The sequence below is a fragment of the Deltaproteobacteria bacterium genome (genome assembly GCA_016875395.1).
GTDB lineage: Bacteria > Myxococcota_A > UBA9160 > UBA9160 > UBA6930 > VGRF01.
In genome coordinates, this window is the sequence record VGRF01000004.1 from 17,977 (window position 1) to 35,856 (window position 17,880).

General features: G+C 69.6%; 13 protein-coding genes. 5 read left to right on the top strand and 8 right to left on the bottom strand.

Annotated features, from left to right (window positions below; genetic code table 11):
• Positions 1–9: 9 nt before the first annotated feature.
• Positions 10–1,152, bottom strand: a complete 1,143-nt coding sequence (locus FJ091_04610; protein ID MBM4382632.1) for a thiolase family protein — start codon at positions 1,150–1,152, stop codon at positions 10–12.
• A 43-nt stretch (positions 1,153–1,195) separates the two neighbouring features.
• On the bottom strand, positions 1,196–1,621 hold the full coding sequence (locus tag FJ091_04615) for an OB-fold domain-containing protein (protein ID MBM4382633.1): 426 nt from the start codon (positions 1,619–1,621) through the stop codon (positions 1,196–1,198).
• A 95-nt stretch (positions 1,622–1,716) separates the two neighbouring features.
• On the opposite strand from FJ091_04615, the gene FJ091_04620 reads away from it, so the two are divergent.
• Together FJ091_04620 and FJ091_04625 are read left to right on the top strand one after the other, a co-directional pair.
• The gene (locus FJ091_04620) at positions 1,717–3,675 is read left to right on the top strand and encodes an FAD-dependent oxidoreductase (GenBank protein MBM4382634.1); all 1,959 of its coding nucleotides are present in this window, start codon (positions 1,717–1,719) and stop codon (positions 3,673–3,675) included.
• Between the two features lie 130 nt (positions 3,676–3,805).
• Positions 3,806–4,348: a fasciclin domain-containing protein gene (locus FJ091_04625; GenBank protein MBM4382635.1), complete on the top strand. Its 543-nt coding sequence runs from the start codon at positions 3,806–3,808 to the stop codon at positions 4,346–4,348.
• Positions 4,349–4,351: 3 nt separating this feature from the next.
• Here FJ091_04625 and FJ091_04630 read toward each other — a convergent pair whose 3' ends face one another.
• Complete coding sequence (locus tag FJ091_04630; protein MBM4382636.1) at positions 4,352–6,403, bottom strand: TonB-dependent receptor; 2,052 nt, start codon at positions 6,401–6,403, stop codon at positions 4,352–4,354.
• A gap of 112 nt (positions 6,404–6,515) precedes the next feature.
• On the opposite strand from FJ091_04630, the gene FJ091_04635 reads away from it, so the two are divergent.
• Complete coding sequence (locus FJ091_04635) at positions 6,516–8,927, top strand: CoA transferase (protein ID MBM4382637.1); 2,412 nt, start codon at positions 6,516–6,518, stop codon at positions 8,925–8,927.
• The gene (locus FJ091_04640) at positions 8,927–10,090 is read left to right on the top strand and encodes a phytanoyl-CoA dioxygenase family protein (protein ID MBM4382638.1); all 1,164 of its coding nucleotides are present in this window, start codon (positions 8,927–8,929) and stop codon (positions 10,088–10,090) included. Before FJ091_04635 ends, FJ091_04640 begins: the two co-directional genes overlap by 1 nt.
• Before the next feature lie 105 nt (positions 10,091–10,195).
• On the opposite strand, the gene FJ091_04645 is transcribed toward FJ091_04640, so the two are convergent.
• A complete protein-coding gene (locus FJ091_04645; GenBank protein MBM4382639.1) occupies positions 10,196–11,011 on the bottom strand; it encodes an SDR family oxidoreductase in 816 nt (271 codons plus the stop codon).
• A gap of 58 nt (positions 11,012–11,069) precedes the next feature.
• Here FJ091_04645 and FJ091_04650 point away from each other — a divergent pair, with 58 nt between their 5' ends.
• Positions 11,070–11,855 carry a hypothetical protein gene (locus FJ091_04650; GenBank protein ID MBM4382640.1) on the top strand — a complete coding sequence of 262 codons (786 nt, stop codon included), beginning with the start codon at positions 11,070–11,072 and terminating at the stop codon, positions 11,853–11,855.
• A gap of 12 nt (positions 11,856–11,867) precedes the next feature.
• Here the strand turns inward: FJ091_04650 and FJ091_04655 are convergent, their stop codons facing one another.
• The 4 genes from FJ091_04655 to FJ091_04670 form a co-directional block, all read right to left on the bottom strand.
• The gene (locus FJ091_04655; protein MBM4382641.1) at positions 11,868–13,166 is read right to left on the bottom strand and encodes a cytochrome P450; all 1,299 of its coding nucleotides are present in this window, start codon (positions 13,164–13,166) and stop codon (positions 11,868–11,870) included.
• Between the two features lie 34 nt (positions 13,167–13,200).
• Complete coding sequence (locus tag FJ091_04660) at positions 13,201–15,801, bottom strand: TonB-dependent receptor (protein MBM4382642.1); 2,601 nt, start codon at positions 15,799–15,801, stop codon at positions 13,201–13,203.
• A 145-nt stretch (positions 15,802–15,946) separates the two neighbouring features.
• Positions 15,947–16,984 carry a dihydrodipicolinate reductase gene (locus FJ091_04665; GenBank protein MBM4382643.1) on the bottom strand — a complete coding sequence of 346 codons (1,038 nt, stop codon included), beginning with the start codon at positions 16,982–16,984 and terminating at the stop codon, positions 15,947–15,949.
• Between the two features lie 33 nt (positions 16,985–17,017).
• Positions 17,018–17,869: an SDR family NAD(P)-dependent oxidoreductase gene (locus FJ091_04670; protein ID MBM4382644.1), complete on the bottom strand. Its 852-nt coding sequence runs from the start codon at positions 17,867–17,869 to the stop codon at positions 17,018–17,020.
• Positions 17,870–17,880 lie beyond the last annotated feature (11 nt).

Sequence of the window (17,880 nt, forward strand, 5' to 3'; positions counted from 1 at the left end):
CAGCGCGGCTCAGCGCGTGAGGATGTTCACCCCGCTGATGCCGGGCGCTCCGTAGACGTGCGTGTATCCCACGCGCGGATTGTTAGGTACCTGGCGCTTGCCAGCGTCGCCGCGCAGCTGCACCACGATGTCGTAGACCTGGCGCAGGCCCGAGGCGCCGATCGGCTCGCCGTTCGCGAGGCAGCCGCCATCGGTGTTCACGGGCAAGCGCCCGCCGATCTCGGTCTCGCCCTTCGCCAGCATGTGCTCCTGCTCGCCGTGCTCGCAGAAGCCGTTCTCCGCCATGTGCATGATCTCGGCGCCGGTCTCGGTGTCCTGCAGCTGCGCCACGTTCACGTCCTTGGGTCCGATGCCGGCGATCTCGAACGCGGCCTTCGAGGCGTCCACCGTCGGCCCCGCGCTCCAGTCGAGCGCGAGCGAAGGCGCGAGCACCTCGAAGCTGCCGAAGCGGCGCGAGCGCACGACCGCGGCCTTCAGGAACACGGGCTTCTTCGTGTGCTTGTGCGCCTGATCGCCGCGCGCGAGCAGCAGCGCCACGCCGCCTTCGCCGGGGTTGCAGAACATGAACTGCGTGAGCGGGTACGAGAGCATCGGCGAGGCCAGAATCTCCTCCTCGCTGAGGGGCTTCCTGCGCCACGCGTTCTCGTTCAGCGCGCCGTTGCGGAACGCCTTCGCGGCCACTTTCGCGAGGGCGTTCTGCGAGACGCCGTACTGCTCCATGTAGCGGTTGATCTTCATGCCGAAGAACTGGGTCGTCAGGGCCAGGCCGCTGCCGCCGTACCAATCGACGCCCTTGCCGCCGCTCTCGACCCGGAACGCACCGCGCTCGTGCTTGTCGAAGCCGATCGCGATGCCGAGATCGAAGGCGCCCGAGCGGATCGTGTTGTACGCGCTGAACAGCGCCGAGCCGCCCGTCGCGCAGCCGTTCGCGACGTTGATGAACTGCAGGCCCGTGAGCCCGAGCTGCGAAACCATCGTGTCCGCTGCGCCCGCCGCGGCGCTGCCGCCGAACGCGAACTGCACGTCCTTCCACTCGATGCCCGCGTCCTTGCAGGCGCTGCGCACCGCGTGCGCGCCCTGCTCCATGCCCGACACGCCCTCGTGCCGGCCGAAGGGGTGAATGCCGACTCCGACGATTGCGACGTCCGTCATCTGTTCTCCTTGTTAGGGGTGCTTCGGCTGCGCGCCGCGGCCCCTAAGAAACTGGCGCGAAGGCGTAAGTGACGATCTCGTTGCCGTCCTTGTCCTTGCGGAGCGGCACCGTGACGAGCTCCATCGGGAGCCCCGTTTGCAGCTTCCGCGGATCCGCTTCCGTGAGCCGCGCTTCGACCTTCACTTGGCCCGGCAGCTCGACGTAGCCCACGCCGTAGGGCCTGAACTTCGTCGGGTCGTCCTCTCCCAGATACGGAGGCGCCTTGGGTGGAAAGCCCTGAATCGTCCACGCCCACAGCTTCCCGCGCGTGCCCAGCACGACGCGCTCCATGTCGGTGCCAGTGCAGCGCGCGCAACCCTTCGTGAACGGGAACACGTGGTTGTCGCACGACTTGCAGCGACTGCCGATCAGCCGCGGGCCCTCGGGCGTGAGCGAGAGGATGTCGTCGCGGATCGAGACTTGCGCCATGGGACCTCCGGTCGCGAGGGCGCGAGCCTACCGCGAAGGAACGCGTTCAAGCGAGGGCGATCGGCGTACTCTCGCGGGCGAACCGCGGAGGCCCGATGCCCTACGAGCTCTTGCAGCAGCCGATCCGCATCAACGCCTGCACGATCCCGAACCGGATCGTGCGCACCGCGCACGCCACCGGCTTCTGCCGCGGCGAGATCTCGCCGCGCGTGATCGCCTACCACGAGGCTCGCGCACGCGGCGGCGTCGGCCTCAGCTTCCTCGAGATCGCCGCGGTTCACCCGAGCTCGCCGAGCGGCATCATCGCCTTCCACGACGGCGTGATCGCCGGCTACCGCAAAGTCGCGGACGCGGTTCACGCCCACGGCATGCGCGTGTTCCAGCAGCTCTGGCACGGCGGCTCGAACGGGAATCCGCTCGATGGCGGCGCGTCGTGGGGGCCGTCGTCAGTTCCCGAAGCGCTCGCGGGGAACACGCCGATCCCGATGACCCACGCGATGATCAACGAAGTCGTCGCGGGCTTCGCCGCGGCGGCGCGGCGCTGTCAGCAGGGCGGCATCGACGGCGTCGAGATTCACGGCGCGCACGGCTACCTGCCCTGCCAATTCCTCTCGCCGCTCACGAATCGCCGCACGGACGGCTACGGCGGCTCGCTCGAAAACCGCACGCGCTTTCTGCGCGAGGCGCTCGCCGCGATCCGCGCCGCGGTCGGCCCCGAGTATCCGGTGGGCGTGCGGTTGTCAGGAAGCGAAGGCATCGCCGGTGGGATTCAGCCCGACGAGGCACGCCAGACTGCGGAGATCCTCGAGGCCGCGGGGCTCGTCGACTTCGTGAACGTCTCGCTCGGAAGTTATTACGCCTTCCACAAGTTCATCGGCGCGATGCACGAGCCGCTCGGCTACGAGCTGCCCACGAGCGAGCCCGTCACGAAAGCGGTGCGCGTGCCCACGATCGTGACCGGGCGCGTGATGGACCTGCACGATGCGGAGCAGATCGTGCGCGCCGGCCAGGCCGATCTCGTCTCGATGGTGCGCGCCACGATCGCGGATCCGGAGATCGTCGCGAAGAGCTTCCGCGGCGAGGCGGCGCGCGTGCGGCCGTGCATCAGCTGCAACCAGGGCTGCGTGGGCGGCTTGTTGGGCGCCGCGGGCAGCGTGGGCTGCCTCGTGAACCCCGATGCCGGCCGCGAGGAGAACGCCGCACTCGCGCCCGCGCGGTCTCCGCGGCGCGTTCTCGTCGTCGGCGGCGGCGTGGCCGGCATGGAGGCCGCGCTCACCGCTGCGAGGCGTGGCCACCGCGTGACGCTGTGCGAGGCGGGCACGCAGCTGGGCGGCGTCGCGCAGCTCGCGCGCCGGGCGCCGCATCGCGAGGACATGGTCGTGATCGCGCGCTGGCTCGCGCAGGAGCTCGCGCTGCACGGCGTCGAGGTTCGCCTCGCGACGCCCGTGCACGCGCACGAGATCGCCCCGAGTGATTATGGAGCCGTGATCGTCGCGACCGGCGGCGAGCCGCGGCGCGACGGCCGTTCGCGCCATCTTCCCACCCTCTCGATTCCAGGCGTCGACCTCGCGCACGTCTGCGTGCCCGAAGACGTACTCGCCGGGCGCCGCGGCGAAGGCGCAAAGCGCGCGGTCGTGTACGACGACTACGGCCACGTCTCGGCCGCGTCGATCGCCGAGCACCTCCTCGCTCAGGGGGCGCACGTCACGTTCGTCACCGGGCAATGGTCGCTCGCTTCGGAGCTCGGGCCCTCGCTTCAGTCCGAGCCGTACAACGCGCGGCTGCGCTCGCACGCGGACTTCGCGCTGCACACGCGCACGATCGTGAGTGCGATCTCGCGGGAGGGCGTCGTGCTGCGCGATCTCGACAGCGCGGCCGAGTGCGAAGTCGCTGCGGACCTCGTCGTGTTCGAGACCGGCTCCGCGCCGCGCCGCTCCCTCTACGACGCGCTGGTTGCGCGCGGCATCGAGGTGCACCTCGCTGGGGACGCGCTCGCTGCGCGCGACATGCAGCACGCATTCGCGTCGGGGCGCCGCGCCGGCGCCGCGGTGTGAAGCGCGACAGTCATTCGTCAAATCGCCTCGCGCTGCGGCACGGCGCCCATCCATCTCGGCCCCAGCGTCAAGCTGCCGCCCCGCTGTCCTGGCACTCGGCTTGCGAGGGGAGGCGGCGGAAGGAGACGCCATGGCCCGCTCGATCGCCCTCGTTGTGGCTTCCGCCCTCGCCCTCGCCTCGTGCGCGAAGGAGGAGCCCGCCGCGCCCGAGCCTGCCGCGAGCTCGGCAGCACCGGTCTCGAACATCCCGCCGCTGGACGCGACGAACATCGTCAGCATCGCGTCGGGTTCGCCCGACCACACGACACTCGTGGCCGCGCTGCAGGCAGCGGACTACGTCACGTCCGTCGCGGCGTCCGGCCCGCTCACGGTGTTCGCGCCCACCAACGCCGCATTCGAGGCACTGCCGGCCGGCGCGCTCGACGACTTGCTGAAGCCCGAGAACGCCGACGCGCTGCGCAACGTGCTGAAGTACCACGTCACCACGTCCTCGCTGGGCGCCGCGAGTCTGCAGAACGGCCAGGTGTTAGGCATGGCGAACGGCGGCAAGACCACGATCGCGCGCGACGGCGACGCGCTCTCGATCAACGGCGCGAAAGTGGTCGCCTCGATCCCGGCGTCGAACGGCATGGTGCACGTGATCGACGCGGTCCTCCTGCCGCCCTCGAAGTGACGCTCAGCGCGCGCCGAACTCGAAGCGCACGCGCAGGCCGCCGAAGTAGTTGCGGTCGGGCGCGGGCTCGTAGTAGCGCGAGGTCGCGTCCTCGATGCGGATCTCCTGGAAGTACCGCTCGTCGAAGAGGTTGCTCACGCCTAAGCTCGGCGTGAGCGTCCACTCGCTCAGTGCGATGTCCCAGCCGAACACGAGGCTCGACAGGTCGTACGCCTTCACGCGCGTCGTGCTCAGGTTGTTGGCGTAGAGCGCACCGACGCGGCTCCAGTCCCACTTCGCGAAGAAGCCCGACTCGTGCTCGTAAGCGAGCTCGAGATAGGCCGCGTGCTTCGGCACGCCCGGGAGTCGGTTGCCCTCGGCGAGCGGCACGTTCGGGAACTTCTCGAACTCGAGATCGCTGTACGTGTACGTCCCCGAGAGCGTGAGCCCCGCGAGCAGCTCCGCCGCAACTCCGAGCTCGACACCCTGGCGATCCGTGTCCGCGTTGTTGAAGAACGCTCGGCCCCCGACGTTCGTGATGGTGGTGACCTCGTCTTCCACCTCGATTCGGTAGTAGGTGAGCTCGTACCGCACGCGGTCCGCGAGAACGCCCCGCGCACCCAGCTCGATGCCCTGCCCGGTCTGCGCTGCGACGTTCGCGAAGCCGCCCGCAGTGCCGTTGTCGGCGGGATTCGCGAACTCGGTGAAGGTCGGCGTCTCGAACGACGTGGAGTAGTTCGCAAACAGCGTGAGCGAATCGAGCGCGTCGAAGCTCGCCGCCACGAACGGGCTCACCTCGTCGAACTTCAGCTTCTCCGACTGATCGCCGTTCGCGCCGAAGTGGTCGTCGACTTCGTAGCGAATGCGGTCGTAGCGCAAGCCGCTCTGGACGCGCAGGCGCTCGCCGAGCGCGAGCTCGTGCTGCAGGTAGATGCCGACGTTGCGCGCGATCTCCTCCTGGTCGAAGGCGAGCGCGCCGGGCGATCCATTCACGTTGGGCCAACGCTGGCGATCGTCGGTCATCGCCTCCACGTCGATGCCGATCGTCACGCGACTCTCGAGTCCGAACAGCGGCGTCGAGTTGCTGTACTGCGCGCCGCCGCCCGCGAACACGCGATCGAAGTGCACGACACCGGTGCCGAGCGCAGGGGTGAGCGGAAGCTTCGCGTCGAAGTCGCGCCAGTTCGCGAAGCTGCGCAGGCGCAGCGCGTGCACGTCCCAGTCCTTCTGCCACGTCAGGCCGAGCTTCTGCTCCTTCACCGCCTCGCCCGCGTCGAGCTGCACGTTGCGCAAACGCGCTTGGCGCCGGTCTCTCTGGACTTCCGCCAACGTGAGCCCACCCGAGTCGTCGGCCGTGGGTGAGTCCGCTCCGCGCACGATCAGCTGGCCGATCGAGCCATCCGAGAACTCGTAGCGGAGCTTGGCGCCCCAGGTGCCGTGCTCGACCCGCGAGTGGCCGCGATAGCCCTGATAGTTGAGGTACGACCCGTTCACGAAGTAGTTGAGCTTGCCCGCCTGCCCGCCCGCCTTCAGCGTGTGCCGCTCGAAGCCGTAGTTGCCGAAGCTCACGCGGGCCTCGGCGAACGGAGTCTCCGCGCCGTCCTCCGTGAAGATGTTGATCACGCCGCCGGCCGAGGCGCCGTAGAGCGCGGACGCCGGACCGCGAATCACCTCGACCCGGGAGACGCTCGCGAGGTCGAGATCGTCGAGCGCGGTCTGACCATCCGCCGCAGTCGACGGGATCCCATCGACGCTCACCTCGATTCCGCGCACGCCGAAATTCGCGCGCGCGCCGAAGCCGCGGATCGCGATGCGCAGGTCGCGCGAGAAGTTGTACCGGTTCGAGAAGTAGAGGCCTGGCACGCGCAGCAGCGACTCGTCGAGCGAGAGCATCTGGCGGCGCTGAATCTGATCGAGCGACACGACCGAGACCGCGAGCGGCACCTCGGAGAGGTTCTGCTCGACACGCGAGGCCGTGACCACGATCTCCTCGACCCCCGCGGCGACCGCGCCGGCGGGAGCGAGCGCGCCCGCAACGAGTGCGGCGCATCCAAGACGAGCGGGTGAGAAGCGCAAGCGGGCCCCTTTGTGCTGTGGGGCGGCCACGTTCGCAGAGCTTCCTGCGTTCCGGCAGGCGGCTCACGCAAACCCTCGCCAGATCGCGCTCCACATGAGGCACACTCGCGGCATGGCCACGCGCCCGCTGGCAGGAATCACGGTCGTCGACCTCGGCGGCACAGTCGCCACAGCCGCCTGCGGGCGCCTCTTCGCCGACTTCGGCGCGCGCGTGATCGACCTCGAGCCGCCCGGCGGCTTCGAGACGCGCCGCCTCGCACCGCTCGCGGGCGGCGAGAGCGCCCTGCACGGGCTGCTCTCGCCGAGCAAGGAGAGCGCGATCGTCGCGAGCGAAGCCGACGCGCTGCGCTGGTGTGCCGGCACCGACATCGTGCTCGACTTCGGCCCGCCGCGCATCCGGCACGCGCGGATCCACGAGGCTTCACCTCGCGCGATCGTGGGCGCGCTCTCGTGGCACGGCCTCACGGGGCCGCTCGCGAGCACGGCCGGGAGCGACGCCACGATCGCCGCGCAGGTCGGCTGGATCAAAGGCTTCGGCAAACCCGGCGACACACCGCGCATACCGGCGGGCTTCCCGCTCTCGTTGCTGGGCGGGGTCACCGCATTCATCGCACTCAGCGCCGAGCTGACCGCACGCGAGCTCGGCCGCGCGCGCGCGAACGCCGTGGTCGACGTGTCCGTGCTCGAGTCCGCGATGTGCCTCACCGAGGTCGCGCCGATCGCGTTCTTCGGCTGGGCCGATCTGTTCCTGCGCCTCGGGCTGAACCGCTTCCCGCCGAACTACCCCGCCACGATCTACGCCACGCGCGAGGGCTGGCTCGGCGTGACGGCACTCACGCCGAAGCAGTGGCGCGACCTGTGCGCGCTCTTGGACCTGCCCGAGGCCGCGCGCGACCCGCGCTTCCGCACGTACAACCAGCGCCTCATCCACGGCGACGCCGTCGACGCCGCGCTCGCCCCGGTCTTCCTCACGCGCAGCGCCGACGAGTGGGTGGAGGCAGGCCAGGCGCGCCGCATTCCGCTCACGCGCGTGCACACGCCCGCGCAGCTGCTCGCGAGCCCGCAGCTCGAAGCGCGCGGCAGCCTGCGCGACGTCGCGCTCGCGAGTGGACGCACGCTCCGCGCACCGAGCCAGCCCTTCCGCCTCACGCGCACGCCCGCGCTCGGCGCCGCGCGCGTCGCGAAGCTCGGCGAGTGCGGCGCGCCGCCGTCGCCGCGCACGAGCCCCGTCGGCGCAGCCGAGCAGCGCGCTCCGCTGCGCGAGCCCACGCTGCGCCCCGACTTGTTACGGGGCGTGCGCATCCTCGATCTCACGATGGGCTGGGCGGGACCGCTCGCAGGGCGCCACCTCGCCGATCTCGGCGCGGAGGTGATCAAGATCGAGTCGCGCCAGCGCATCGACTGGTGGCGCGGACCCGAAGTGAGCGAGCGCTTCCTGCGCGAGCGGCTCTACGAGAAGTCCGTCTCGCACAACATGGTGAACCGCAACAAGCTCGGCATCACGCTCGACTTCACCGTGCCGCGCGGGCGCGCAGTGTTCGAGCGGCTGGTCGCCGAGGCCGACGCCGTGATCGAGAACTTCTCGGCGGGCGTGATGGACAAGCTCGGCCTCGGCGAGCGCGAGCTGCTGATGATCAACCCGCGCCTCGCGATCGTGACGATGCCGCCGTTCGGACGCGGCGGGCCGATGCACGAGTTTCGCGCGTACGGCTCCACGGTCGAGCAGGCCTCGGGGCTGCCGCACCAGAACGGCAACCCGGACGAGCCGCCGACCATGTCGCACATCGCACTCGGCGATCCGGTCGCCGGCGTGCACGGCGCCGCGGCCCTCGCGCTCGCGCTGCTGCACGTGAAGCGCACCGGCGAGGGCCAGCTCGTCGACCTCTCCCAGGCCGAGGCCCTGACCAGCCTCGGCGTTCAGGGCGTGGCGCATCAAGCGCTGCTCGGCGAAGCGCCGCCACGGCTCGGCAACCGGCACGCGAGCTACGCGCCGCAGGGGAACTATCGCTGCGCGGGCGAGGACCAGTGGCTGACGCTCACGGTGACGAGCGATGCGCAGTGGCTCGCGCTGCGCGATGCGGTCGGCGACAGCGCGCTGTTCGATCCCGCGCTCGAGGGCGCAGCCGCGCGCCGCGCGGAGCACGAGCGCATCGATGCGGCGATCTCTGCCTGGGCGCTCGCGCGCGAGCGCGACGACGTCGTCGAGATCCTGCGCGCGCGCGGCATCCCCGCCGCCGGGGTTCACGACGTGAACGAGGTGCTGCTGCATCCCCAGCTCGAAGCGCGCGGCTTCTGGCAGTGGATCGAGCGCGAGGTGGTGGGCACGCAGCCGAGCCCGAGCGCGCCGCACCGCACGAGCGATGCGCCGCACGCGATCGAGCTGCCCGCGCCGCTGCTCGGCGAGCACACGCGCGAAGTGCTCGGGACTCTGCTCGCGCTGAGCGGCGCGGAGATGGATGCGCTCGAAGCGGAAGGCGTGATCGGTACGGAGCCGTCGTTCGCGCTCGCCGACGGAGGCCTGTGATGCTGCGTGGACTGAACGCGCCGGTGTTCGAGGCCGACTACGGCGACGACGAGCCCGCGATGCAGAAGTACCGCGAGGCAGGGACGCAGCGCGCGCTCGCGCTCGGCAACCGCGGGCCGATTCGCTTCGCCGCGAACGGCGGCCTCGCGCCGGAGATTCGCGACGCGTACGCGCGCTGCGGCTTCTTCGTCTTCACCGGAGTGCTCGGCGAGGACGAGCTGACCGACCTCGAGCGCGACGTGAACGAGCTGCTCGAGCGCGCACCGGTCGCGAAGGGCGCGCCGCTCGACAAGCACGGCCGCCCCGCACTGAGCAGCGAGTGCAAGGCGCCGAACCTCAGCTGGGTGAAGCCGCTCTCCGACCCGCTCGGCGGAACCGCGGCCGCGCACGGGCGGCATCCCGTGAAGATGAGCGAGCCCGCGCGGCCGGCCGGCGCGCCGGAGCACGTGCTGCAGCTCGTGCTCGGCTCGCTCCAGTTCTCGGAGGCGTGCCTGCGCGTGTACGCGCACCCGGAGTTGTTAGGGGTTGCCGCCGCGATCAACGGCCCGGACTTCACGCCGTTCAACGAGGCGGTGTGGATCAAGCACGCCGGCCTCGGCGGCTCGGTCGCGTGGCACCAGGACGCGTGGACGCACTGGGAGAGCCCCGCGCTCGACGACGACACGCACGGCTTCAACTTCATGGCGCAGCTGTATGGCTGCGACGCCGCGAACGGCCTGTGGGTCGTGCCTGGCTCGCATCACGCGAGGGCCGACATCGTGGCGCTGGCGCGCGCGGCGGGCAGCGACCGCCTGCCCGCCGCGGTGCCCCTCGTGTGCGAGCCCGGCGACGTCGCGATCTGCAGTCGCCAGGTCATCCACGGCTCCTTCGCGAACGTCAGCCAGAAGCCGCGCGTCACGATCAACTTCGGCTTCCACCGCCGCAGCTCCGTGCTCGGCGTGCGCACCGGCGGCGTGCACAACCCCGTCGCCACCTACGACGAGGCCTACATCGCGAGCCGCTCGCGCGTGATCGGCTACGCGATCGACGCGCGCCGCCAGCGCTTCCCGCACGAGCGCGCGTTCGCGTACGCGCCGCACGCGGGGCGCGATAGCGAGTACCGCTGGACGCCCGAGGCGAGGGCGGGCCTGCGCGACTACAACCTGCAGGATCTGGGGATCTGAGGCGCCGGCCCGACGAGGCCTCGCATCAGGGACGTTCCGCAAGAAAGTAAAGAAAGTGTTGCTTTACTTGCTTGCGGAACGTCCCCCCTCTGGGGATCCCGCAGGTCAGTGCCAGACCGTCCCGCCGTCCACGTTGATCGCCTGGCCGGTGATCCAGGCGCCGCGCGGCGAGGCGAGGAAGAGCGTCATTTCGGCGATCTCCCAGCCGTCGCCCGGCGCCCCGAGCGGGATCATCTGCTTCACCATCTGCTGCCACGCCTCGCCGCGGCCCACGTCGTCCATGCGGTAGGTGTCGATCACGCCGGGGCACACCGCGTTCACGCGAATCCTGTGCGGCGCGAGCTCCATCGCGAGCGCGTGGCTGAGCGCGTTGATGCCCGCCTTCGAGGCGGCGTACGCAGCGGTGTTCGCGGGCGCGAGCTTCGAGGCGATCGAGGAGATGTTCACGATGCTGCCGCCCTGCCCCTGTTTGATGAGCTGCCGCGCGGCGGCGCGCGAGAGCAAGAACGTGCCGTCGAGGTTGGTCACGACGACCTGCTTCCACGCCGCGTACGGGAGATCGACGCACGCCACGCGGTCTTCGCCGCGCGCGGCGCCGGCGTTGTTCACCACGATGTCGAGCCGCCCGAGCTCGCGCGCGGTGCGCGCCACGAGCGCGTCGACCGCCGCCTCGTCGCGCACGTCCGACACGAGCGCGAGGCAGCGCGCGCCTTCCGCCCGCACCTCCTCCGCGACGCTCTCGATGTCGCGCCAGCCCGCCTTCTTCTCGTCCTCGGGGTAGCGCTCGGGCGAGCGGCCCGTGCCCGTCACCACGATGTCGGCGCCCGCGCGCGCAAGCAGCCGCGCGATCGGCCGCCCGATGCTGCGCATCCGCCCCGCCCCCGTGACGATCGCCACCTTGCCCGCGAGCTCTCTCTCCATCGCGACGCTCCCTTCATGAAGCGCGGCACGATACGCGAGCGGGTTAGCGTGTTGCGCCATGGCGAACGCGATCAAGTCCGCATGGAAGCAAGGCAACCCGACCCACGGCGCGTGGCTCTCGATCCCGAGCAGCGTCTCCGCCGAGGTCGTGGCGCGCGCGGGCTTCGACTACGTGTGCATCGACATGCAGCACGGCCTCGTCGACTACCGCGACGCCGTGGGGATGCTGCAAGCGATCAACCTCGGCGCGAGCTCGCCGGTGGTGCGCGTGCCGTGGAACGAGCCCGGCATCATCGGCAAGATGCTCGACGCCGGCGCGATGAGCGTGATCGTGCCGATGGTGAATTCGCCCGCCGAGGCGCGCGCGGCCGTCGCGGCCTGCCGCTACGCGCCGCAGGGCGCGCGCTCGTTCGGGCCGCTGCGCGCGTTCATGCAGGAAGGCGGGAGTTATTACGCCACCGCCAACGCGGAGGTCGCCTGCATCCCGATGATCGAGACGAAGCAGGCCGTCGAGAACATCGACGCGATCCTGGACGTGCCCGGAATCGATGCCGTGTACGTCGGCCCCGCGGACCTCTCGATCACGCTCGGCCTCCCGCCCGGCAACAACGACGACCGCCCCGAGTTCGTCGCGGCACTGACTCGCATCGTCGCCGCATGCACCGCGCGCGGCATCGTGCCGGGCATCCACGCGAGCGCGGCGCTCGCCGCGCGCCGGCGCGAGCTGGGCTTCCGCCTGATCACCGTGTCCGCCGACCAGCAGGCGCTCGGCGACGGCGTGCGCGCGGAGCTGAAGCAGGTGCGCGCGGGAGCAGCGAGCGGAGACACGAAGCGCGTCTACTGAGGCGCTGCGCAGCTAGCCGGGCGTCGCCGCCTTCGTGAAGCGCAGCTTCAACGCGAGCGTGCCGAGCATGATCCCCGGCTGATGCTTGATCTCGACGTCGGGCGCGTACTCGAGCGTGTCGATCCGCGCGAACAAGCGCCGCCACGCGATCACCTGCTCGAGGCGCGAGATGCCGGCGCCCGGGCACACGCGCGGGCCCGCGGAGAACGTGAGGTGCTTCGTCACCGCCTTGCGGTCGAGCTGAAGCTCGTTCGCGTTCTCCCATTCCTCGGGGTCGATGTTCGCCGCCGCCCAGCGCAGATGGAGCAGCGAGCCCTTCGGCACCGTCACGCCCTGGAACACCTCGTCCTGCGTCGTGATGCGCGTCGAGAGGCCCTGCGTCGGAGCGCGCAGCCGCATCGCTTCCTCGGTGAAGCCGCGAATCTTCTCGCGGTCGGCCTTCAGCGCACGCCACACGTTCGGCTGCTCGCAGAGCAGCTGCGCCTGCTCCTCGATCGCGTACTGCGTCGTCTCGAGCCCGCCCAGCACCATCGCGTAGACGATGCCGTTGATCTCGATGTCGCTGAGCTTCCGGCCGAGCGCCTGATAAGTCACCTGCGTGAGAAAGCTGATCATGTCGTTCTGCGGATTCGCGCGCTTCTGCTCGACCGCGCGCTGCACGTACTCCTTGAAGCCGTCGAGCCAGGTGAACTGCTCGCGCATCTGCTCGGGCGTGACCTGGTTGCGATGGCTCTTGCCCCAGACGAACGAGGCGACCTGCGCGGTGCCCCACTCGGCGAGCTTCGGGATGTCGGACTCGGGGAAGCCGAGCACGCGCGCCATCACCATCTGCGGCAGCGGGCGTGCGAACTCCGAGATGAACTCGACCTCGCCGCGATCGATGAACTTGTCGATCAGCCGATCCGCGCACTCCGTGACCATCGCCGTGTGCCGCGTCGCGCCCGGCCCGACCCACGGATCCGTGAGCTCCTGCCGGTGCGAGCGCCACAGCTCGATCGACGGCCGCAGCGTCGCCATCGATTCCATCATCGCGTTCGTCATGTCGGGCGTGCGACCGGCCGCGAGGATGCCTTCCACGGCGAACGTGAGCGTCGGCTTGTACCGCACCGGATCGCGCACGACGCGCGCGACATCGTCGTACTTCGTCAGCACGTAGCCGTCGGTGCCAGGTGTGAAGCCATCATCCGGGAGGCGCTGTACCGGCGCCTCCCGGTGAAGGATGTCGTACGCGGCGTACCAGTGTTCCTGCGCGCCGTAGGCGAACAGGTCGACCTCCGTGAGGCGCTCGGGGCGCTTCGCGGGGTGCGACATGTCTACCCAGTGATCGAACGCTCCCATCGCGCGCCTATTCGCCCCCGAACTCGACGCCGACTTCGAAGCCGTACGAGCGCGGGCGCCCGTACATCGTGAAGTTCCAGAGGCCGGCAACCGAGTTCGCCGCGAGCCGCGTGCGCTCGTCGGTGAGGTTCTTCCCCCAAATGGTGAAGAAGTACCGGTCGCCTTCGGGCCGGAACGTGACGTTGGCGTCGATCGTGTCCCACTGACTCATCTGCGTCTTCGGTGAGTTGAAGACCGACATCTGCGCCTTGTGTTGATGGCTGTAGATCAGGTTGTAAGCGAGCGAGCCCCACGGAATCTCGTGCTCGTACGTGCCGGTGATGCCCCACTTGAACTTGGGCGAGAACGGCACGTCGAGATCCGAGAGGTCGTTCCCGTTGAGAACGAACTTCTCGTACTCGTGGTGCAGGTACGCGAAGTTGCCCGAGAACGAGAGCCCGTCGGTCGCCAGCCACGTGCCTTCGAGCTCGATGCCGGTCGCCTGCGACACGCCGGCGTTCACGTTGATCGTCTCCTGGGTCGTCAGGCCGAACGGATCGGTGAAGGGCACCACCTGCGAGCGAATCAGATCCTTGTACTGCGTGAAGAAGACCGCGGCGTTGGTCTGAAGCGTGTTCTCGAGGAACTGCCCCTTGAAGCCGACCTCGACGTTCCAGTTCGTCTCGGAGTCGAACGGGTTGCACGTCGTGAGACTCGAGCACGTCTCCGTGAAGCCGCCGGGGATGAAGCCCGTGGCGAAGCTGACGTAAGCCATGCTCGCGTCCGTCAGGTCGTAATCGAGAACGAAGCGGTACGTCACCTCGCTCCACGAGTCGTCGAAGCGGCTGTTGATGCCGAACGCCGAGTTGGGCAGCGGGATGTCAAACGGCTTCAGGTCCTTGCTGCTGAACCCCACTCCGACGCGCGAGACCGCGTTCGAGCGCGCGTCGAGGCACACGGGCGGCGTGAGCGGGTTGGAATCCGTATCCACGTCCACCGCGTCTTTGGACTGCGTCAGCGCCGTGCACGGGCCGCCCGAGTTCGCGCGGCGGAAGAAGTCCTTCTTGTCCTTCGTCCAGCGCATGCCAGCCGTGATCGACCAGCGCTCGAGGAACTCGAACGTGCCGTCCGCGTAGAACGCGGTCGTCTTGCGATCTTGCGCGGCGCCGCCCATGCCCGGGTCCGTCTGGTAGCTCGTGTCCAGATTGAGGAAGCCATTCGAGTCCACGAGTGGCGCGGGGATGCCGTCGTTTCGGTCGTTGTCGACGAACGTCACGAGGCTCAGCAACCCGACCGTCGCGTACGCGAGCATGTCGGTCTGCTCCCGCGTCCACGAGAAGCCGCCCACCATCGTGAACGGGCCCTCGAAGTTCGTGCTCGCGCGAAGCTCGATCTGCGTGTTGCGCTTCGTGGTGTTGCGCGTCGCGTCGAAGAGCGAAGCGTAGGCCTCACCGGTGTACGTGCTGGCGAGGATCTCCTCCTGATTTCGCCACCCCGTGATCGCCAAGAGCGTGACTTTGTCGAGGTTCAGCGTCTGATGGAGCATGTAGCCCTCGACACTCGTCCGATGGCCGTCCTTGACGCACAGGGCGTCCGAGTTCCCCTCGAAGCACTGGTTGCTGATGCCGGTGCTGAGCACGTCCTTGTGGCCCGCGTCTTGAATCGAGGGGAAGCCGAGCAGCGGGAGCAGCATCGTCGGCTCGCTCTCGTTCACGCCCGGCGGTGAGCCCGAGTCGTCGTCGAGGAAGTCGGCGATGAAGTAGGCCTCGTACATCTCCGAGGGCTGCCAGAGCAGCTTCACCTTGCCGGCGAGGACGTCCGTGTTGTTGAGCTTTTCGCCCGAGCCCACGGTTCGTGTGCTGAAGCCGGGCGGGACCGGAGCAAAGCCGAGCAGCCAAGACGTCGGGAACGTCGAGGTGTCCTTGTCGTTCGTGTAGTAGCCCTCGTCCTTGTCGACGATGCCGGTGACGCGCAGTGCGAGCGTGTCCGTGATCGGGACGTTCACCGCCGCGCGGTACTTCTTGATCGTGGAGCTGCTCGGGCCATCCGAGCCGTTGAACGTGCCGTACTGCAGCTCGAAGTCGGCGCTGAACTCCTCGAGCACGGGGCGCTTCGTCACGATCGAGATCGCGCCGCCGGTCGCGCTCTTGCCGAACAGCGTGCCTTGCGGCCCGCGGTAGATCTCGACGCGCTCGACGTCGAAGAGCTCGACGAACTGCGCCTGCACGTTCGAGAGCGCGAACTCGTCGACGAGCAGCACGACGGAAGAGTCCTGCGTCACGAGGATCGAGTTCTGGCCGGTGCCGCGCACGCCGCCGGCGATCGCGCGGAAGCCGGCGACCTGACCGAGCGCCACGCCGGGGGTCATCTCGCCGAGCGCGAGCACGTCGGTGCGGAACTGGTTGTCGATCATCGCTTCGCTGATCGCGGTGATCGCGATCGGCACGTCCTGCGACACCTGCTGGCGCTTGGTGCCCGTGACGATGATCTCCTCGATCCCCTCGCGCGCGGGCTCAGCCGGCGCGGGCGCGGGAGGCGGAGTCGCCGCCGTGTCTTGCGCGCGTGCGCCCTGCGCGACTCCCGTCGCGAGCAGTGCAGCCAGAACGAGTCGTGATGTCCTCGAAGCCATCGGTCCCCTCGACCAGCTCGGAGCTGTTAGGTCGCTCGCGAGCCTCGATCTCGAGCCGCGTTCTGCACCCGTGCGAACCTCGCGAGGGTCGAGCGCGCGCTTCTTTGCATGCGTTCAAGCGCGTGTACTTTGCAAAAACCGGGAGTCATTTAGCAGGAAAAATCCACAGCAAGTCTAGAAAAGTTCGGATCCCCGGCGCCGCTTGGCAGACCGCGGGGATCGCGTTGACCGCGTGCATCGCGGTTCCGAGCAGGCCGTCCGAGCAGAAGTCGTGCTTCAGCTCGAGGTGCAGGCGGGGCTTGCCTTCGAGCGTGATGGTGTGGTTTCCGCGCGGCCACTCGGGGGCGACCGAGTCGTGCATGCGCCACACCGTCTCGCTGAGCAGCCGCTCCTCGCCGCCCGCGCGGCCGGTCCAGCGGTAGCGCTGCCCAGCGACCGTCCCGCGCTTCACGACGCCGGCCGCGGTCTTCAGATCCTCGCTCGCGAGCGCGGTCTCGAGCGTGCCCTCGACGCGCTCGACGCCGAGGCCGATGCCGTCCGAGACCATCCGCGCGGACTCGCCGAACAGGCCGTCGAGCCAGAACTTCCGCCGCCGGTTCGAGCCCTCGAACTTCTCCGGCGCGGAGCCGAAGCCCATCGCGTCGAACATGATCTCGGGCGAGGGGTAGTACTGGAAGTTCGAGACCTCGCGCAGCTCCACGCGCTCGACGCGCGCCGAGAGCGAGCTCATCAGCAAGGGCAGGAGGTCGCCCATGAAGCCGGGATTGAGCCCGGTCGAGTGGAACGTGCTCTTGCCCGCGCGGCACGCGGCTTCGAGGCGCTCCACGAGCTTCGGCCCGTGGTGCTTCGGGTAGAGGTACCCGACCGCGGTGATCACGTTCTTGCCGCCGGCGAGCAGGCGGCAGATGTCGTCCACGTCCTGCTCGGGGTTGTCGCCGTACACGAGCGACGCGAGCGGCGTGTGAATCACGACCTCCGCGTTCGAGGCGAGCACGGCATCGATGGAGCCGGTGACCTTCACGCCCGTGGGCGCGCGGCCGAGCAGCTCGCCCACGTCCTTGCCGATCTTCGCCGGCGAGTACGCGTGCAGGCCGACGAGCTCGAGCGAGCCGCGGTCGAGACAGGCGTTCGCGGCGTGCTTGCCCACGGTTCCGCTCGCCCATTGGAAGACTCGGTACGTCATGACTCTCTCCTCAATTGTCAGGGGAAGCCGCGCTCAGAACGGCTCGATCAGCGCGCGCATCGCGCTGACGGCTGCGGGATCCGCCTCGCCGCGGTAGCTCGCGTCGACGGCGCGATTGCGCTGGCCCACCAGCTCGCGGAACTCGGCGTGGCTCGAGACGAAGAAGCGGTTCGCGAGGACCGCATCCATCACCTGCGCCGCGAACTGCGCGGGCGTCATGAGCTGCGGCGCCGCCGCGCTCGCAGGCGCAGGCGCGGACGCGGCGCCGCCGCCCAGCGCCGCGGGGCGATTGCGCGCACTCGTCGGGAGTGCGGTCGCGATCACGCCGGGGCAGAGCACCGAGACGCCGACGCCGTGCGGCTTCATGTCCGCGCGCAGCGCTTCGCTGAGGCCGACCACTGCGAACTTCGAGGCGTTGTAGATGCCGAGGTTGCGCATGCCGACGAGCCCGCCGACCGACGCGGTGTTCGCGACGTGCGCCTCGCGGCCGTGGCGCTTCAGCTCGGGGAGGAACGTGGTCAGCCCGTTCACGACGCCGCCGAGATTCACGCCGAGCACCCAATCCCAGTCCTGGTAGGTCACGCGATCGAGCGGGCCGTCGGCGTTCACGCCCGCGTTGTTGAACAGGAGATGCACGGCGCCGAAGCGCGCGAGCGCGGCGTCGCTGGCAGCGGCGAAGGCGGCGCGATCCGTCACGTCGAGGCGCAGCGCCAGCACTTCGGCGCCGCCGCGCGCAACCTGCGCGCGTGCGCGATCGAGCGCAGCGGCCTCGATGTCCGCGATGACGACGCGCGCGCCGCGCTGCGCGAGCGCCTCGGCGAGGCCGAGCCCGATGCCGCTCGCGCCGCCCGTCACGAACGCGACCTTGCCGGCGATGCTCGTCATCGTGCCTCCGC